Annotated in this window: 2 protein-coding genes; one reads left to right on the top strand and one right to left on the bottom strand. The window is 75.7% G+C overall.

What is annotated here, in order from left to right; translation table 11 throughout:
• A partial coding sequence (locus RIF68_RS27070; RefSeq protein WP_309053919.1) for a DEAD/DEAH box helicase occupies positions 1–4,000 on the bottom strand: 4,000 nt, incomplete at its 3' end.
• 174 nt (positions 4,001–4,174) lie between these two features.
• Between RIF68_RS27070 and RIF68_RS27065 the strand changes: the two genes are divergently transcribed.
• Positions 4,175–5,020: an AraC family transcriptional regulator gene (locus RIF68_RS27065; protein WP_309053918.1), complete on the top strand. Its 846-nt coding sequence runs from the start codon at positions 4,175–4,177 to the stop codon at positions 5,018–5,020.
• Positions 5,021–5,054: the final 34 nt, after the last annotated feature.

Raw genomic sequence — 5,054 nt, 5'->3', positions numbered from 1 at the left:
CCCCCGGCAGCAGCGACCAGCGGCCGGAGACGGTCGGCGGCCCCGTGCGGGACGCCGTGCGGGCGGTCGTGCCGAGGGCGCCGAACCGGCCCCGGGGTACCGTGCGCCGCGCGCGGTGCGCCGTCGAGCCGGCCGTGCGTCCCGAGCCGAGCAGGGCGCGCAGCGGGGCCAGGGTGTCGTTGGTGAGCCGGCCCGACCAGACCAGCTCCCACAGGGCGTCGGCGAGCTGCGGATCGGTCGCCTCCGGGTGGGTGGTGGCCCGGATCCGGTCCGCGATCTGCCGGAAGAACAGGCCGTACCCGCCGGACAGCGCGGACAGCGCCGACTCGTGCAGGGCGGTGAGCTCCAGCGGGTGCGGCGGCGGCAGGAGCAGCGGCGCCGCGTCCGCCAGGTACAGCGAGACCCACCCGTCCTTGCCGGGCAGCGCGCCCGCGCCCGCCCACACCACCTCACCGGTGGTGGTCAGCTCGTCGAGCAGGCCCGGCGCGTAGTCCCGGACCCGGGACGGCAGGATCAGCTTCTCCAGCGCGGAGGCCGGGACGGGTGCCCCCTGGAGCTGCTCGACCGCCCGGGCCAGGCCGTCGATCCCGCGCAGCGCCCCGCCGCCGACGTGCTGCCATTGCGGCAGGAACGTCGCGAGCGCCGCGGGCGGCACCGGCTCCAGCTCGTGGCGCAGGGCCGCGAGGGAACGGCGGCGCAGCCGCCGCAGCACGGCGGCGTCGCACCACTCCTGGCCGATCCCGGACGGATGGAACTCGCCCTGCACCACCCGGCCCGCGGCGGCGAGCCGCTGGAGCGCCCCGTCCGTGACCGCCGCCCCCAGGCCGAAGCGCGCCGCGGCCTGGGCGGAGGTGAACGGACCGTGCGTCCGCGCGTACCGGGCGAGGAGGTCGCCGAGCGGGTCCTTCACCGGCTCGGTGAAGGCCTCCGGCACACCGACCGGCAGGGCCGTGCCGAGCGCGTCCCGCAGCCGGCCCGCGTCCTCGACCGCCGCCCAGTGCTCCGCGCCGCCGATCCGGACCCGGATCGCCCGCCGGGCCCGGCCCAGCTCGGACGCCCAGGCGGCGTCGGCGCCCCGCTCGGCCAGCTCCCCCTCGGTCAGCGGCCCCAGCACCCGCAGCAGGTCGGCGACGCCCTCCACGTCCTTGATCCGGCGGTCCTCCGTCAGCCACTGGAGCTCCCGCTCCAGCTCGGTCAGGACGTCCGCGTCCAGCAGCTCCCGCAGCTCCGCCTGCCCGAGCAGCTCGGCCAGGAGCCGTGAGTCGAGCGAGAGCGCGGCCGCCCGCCGCTCCGCGAGCGGTGAGTCGCCCTCGTACAGGAACTGCGCCACGTACCCGAAGAGGAGCGAACGGGCGAAGGGCGACGGCTCCGGGGTCGTCACCTCGACCAGGCGCACCCGGCGGGCCTCGATGTCCCCCATGAGCTCGGTCAGGCCGGGCACGTCGAAGACGTCCTGGAGGCATTCGCGGACGGCCTCCAGGACGATCGGGAAGGAACCGAACTCGCTCGCCACCTGGAGCAGCTGCGCCGCGCGCTGCCGCTGCTGCCAGAGCGGGGTGCGCTTGCCCGGGTTCCGCTTGGGCAGCAGGAGCGCGCGGGCCGCGCACTCCCGGAAGCGGGAGGCGAACAGCGCCGAGCCGCCCACCTGGTCCGTGACGATCTGCGCGATCTCGCCCTTGTCGAAGAGGGCGTCCGCCGCGCCGACGGGAGCCCGGTCGGCGTCGTACGTCGTGTCCTGGTGGCGCCCCGGGTCGACCGGGTCGTGGTCCAGCAGGTCCAGGCCCATCTCCAGGCTCATCAGGTCGGCGTCCGGCAGCCTGAGTACGATGCCGTCGTCGGCGTGCATCACCTGGGCGTCCATGCCGTACCGCTCGGCGAGCCGCGCGCCGAGCGCCAGCGCCCACGGCGCGTGCACCTGGGCGCCGAACGGCGAGTGGATCACGACCCGCCAGTCCCCGAGCTCGTCCCGGAAACGCTCGACCAGGATCGTCCGGTCGTCCGGGACGTGGCCGCAGGACTCCCGCTGCTCGGTGAGGTACGCGAGGACGTTGTCCGCGGCCCAGGCGTCGAGCCCCGCGGCGAGCAGCCGCAGCCGGGCGTCCTCCGGCCCCAGGGCGCCCACCTCGCGCAGGAAGGCGCCGACCGCCCGCCCCAGCTCCAGCGGCCGTCCCAGCTGGTCGCCCTTCCAGAACGGCAGCCGGCCCGGCACACCGGGCGCCGGTGACACCAGGACCCGGTCGCGCGTGATGTCCTCGATCCGCCACGAGGTGGTGCCCAGGGTGAACACGTCGCCGACCCGCGACTCGTACACCATCTCCTCGTCCAGCTCCCCGACCCGGCCACCGCCCTTCTTCGGGTCCGCGCCCGCCAGGAACACACCGAACAGGCCCCGGTCGGGGATGGTGCCGCCGGAGGTCACCGCGAGCCGCTGCGCCCCCGGCCGCCCCGTGACCGTCCCGGCGACGCGGTCCCACACGACGCGCGGTCGCAGTTCGGCGAAGGCGTCCGACGGGTAGCGGCCCGCCAGCATGTCGAGGACGGCGGTGAACGCGGAGTCGGGGAGCGAGGCGAAGGGCGCGGCCCGGCGCACCACGGCGAGCAGGTCGTCCACCTGCCAGGTGTCGAGCGCCACCATGGCCACGAGCTGCTGCGCCAGTACGTCCAGCGGGTTGGCCGGGATCCGCAGCGACTCGATGGAACCGCTGCGCATCCGCTCGGTCACCACGGCCGCCTGCACCAGGTCCCCCCGGTACTTGGGGAAGACCACGCCGGTGGAGACCGCGCCCACCTGGTGCCCCGCGCGGCCCACGCGCTGGAGCCCGGAGGCCACGGAGGGCGGCGACTCGACCTGGACGACCAGATCGACCGCGCCCATGTCGATGCCCAGCTCGAGGCTGGAGGTCGCCACCACGGCGGGCAGCCGGCCCGCCTTCAGATCCTCCTCGACCTGGGCGCGCTGCTCCTTCGACACCGAGCCGTGGTGCGCCCGCGCCAGCAGCGGCGGGGCGCCCTGCGCCGCGCCCGACTGGGCCATGATCTCCGCAGGCGGGGCGCCCTCGGGCGGGGCCTCACCGGTCGCCCGTTCGTACGCGATCTCGTTGAGCCGGTTGCACAGGCGCTCGGCCAGGCGCCGGGAATTGGCGAAGACGATGGTGGAACGGTGGGCCTGGACGAGGTCGGCGATCCGCTCCTCGACGTGCGGCCAGATGGACGGCTTGTCGCGGCCCTCCTTCCCCTCGGAGGCGGGCGAGCCGCCCAGCTCGCCCATGTCCTCGACCGGGACGACGACCGAGAGGTCGAACTCCTTCCCGGACGGCGGCTGGACGATCTCCACGGCCCGGCCGGGGGAGAGATAGCGGGCCACCTCGTCCACCGGCCGGACCGTCGCCGACAGACCGATCCGGCGCGCGGGCCGGGGCAGCAGCTCGTCGAGCCGCTCCAGGGACAGGGCGAGATGGGCGCCGCGCTTGGTCCCGGCGACCGCGTGGACCTCGTCGAGGATGACCGTCTCCACGCCGGCGAGGGCTTCGCGCGCGGCCGAGGTGAGCATCAGGAACAGCGACTCGGGCGTGGTGATGAGGATGTCCGGCGGCCTGGTCGCGAGCGCGCGGCGCTCGGCGGCCGGGGTGTCGCCGGAGCGGATGCCGACCCGGATGTCCGGTTCGGGCAGGCCGAGCCGGACCGACTCCTGGCGGATGCCGGTCAGCGGGGAGCGCAGATTGCGCTCGACGTCCACGGCCAGTGCCTTCAGCGGCGACACGTACAGCACGCGGCACCGCTTGCGGGGCTCGGCCGGCGGCGGGGACGACGCGAGCCGGTCGAGGGAGGCGAGGAACGCGGCCAGCGTCTTGCCCGAGCCGGTGGGAGCCACCACGAGCACGTCCGATCCGGCACCGATGGCCTGCCAGGCACCCTCCTGGGCGGCCGTGGGCGCGGTGAAGGCCCCGGTGAACCAACCACGGGTCGCGGGGGAGAACGAGTCGAGCGCGGACCTGACCATGCCCCCCATCGTGCACCCGCCCACTGACAACCGCCCGGACCAGCGGGAATCCGCCGTCGGTGGCGTGCGCCGGCCGGGTGCCCGCCGGGCCGGGGAGCGCCCGGGTGTCCACCGGGCCGGAGGACCGTCCGGGCGGCCTGCCGCGGAACGGGAGCACGGCGGGAGAATGGGTCCATGGCGGGCAGCGGTGAACGGGCACGGTACTGGCGGTTTCCCGAGCTGCCCGGCGTCGACCTGCTGCACGCCCACTACGTCCGCAAGGCCTTCGCCCGGCACACCCACGAGACCTTCGTGTTCGCCGCGATCACCGAGGGCGTCGAGGCCTTCCACCACCGCGACGAACTGGTGCACGCGGGTCCCGGCCAGATCGCCCTGGTGAACCCGGACACCCCGCACACCGGGCACGCGGGCGTGCCCGAGGGCTGGACGTACCGCACGATCTACCCGGACGCGGAGCTGATCCGGTCCATCGCCGCCGACACCCTCGCCCTGCGCGGTTCCGTCGGGTTCACCTCGCCCGTGGTCGACGACCCGCACGCGGCCCGGCTCGTGGTCGGTGTCCACCGTGCCGCCGAGGAGGGCAACGCGCTCGCCGCCGACAGTCTGCTGCGGCTGGTCACGGCGCGGATGCTGCGCACCCACGGCGGCCCGGTGGCCCCGCTGCCGCCCCGCTCTGCGGGCGCGCGGAACGCGGCACGCGCGCGTGCCGTCCTGGAGGAGCGGATGGCGGACCCGCCGACCCTGGAACGGCTCGCCGCCGACCTCGGCACCAGCCCCTTCGCGCTGCTGAGGGCCTTCCGCCGGGCCTACGGGATGCCCCCGCACACCTGGCTCACGGACGCGCGCGTGCGGCGGGCCAGACGGCTGCTGGATGCCGGGACCTCCCCGGCGGAGGCGGCCGCGGCGGTCGGATTCACGGACCAGCCGCACCTCAACCGCCACTTCACGCGCAGCGTCGGCGTGCCGCCGGGGGCGTACCAGCGCGCGCGGGGGGTGGGGAGGTACGGGGACGGGATCTAGGACCCGATGACGGGAGGGCGCGGGCCGAGGCGGC

Origin of the sequence: Streptomyces sp. (assembly GCF_031178505.1) — a bacterium.
GTDB lineage: Bacteria > Actinomycetota > Actinomycetes > Streptomycetales > Streptomycetaceae > Streptomyces > Streptomyces gulbargensis.
Note: the sequence above shows the minus strand (reverse complement) of the source record. Positions and strands in the feature narration are given on the sequence as shown.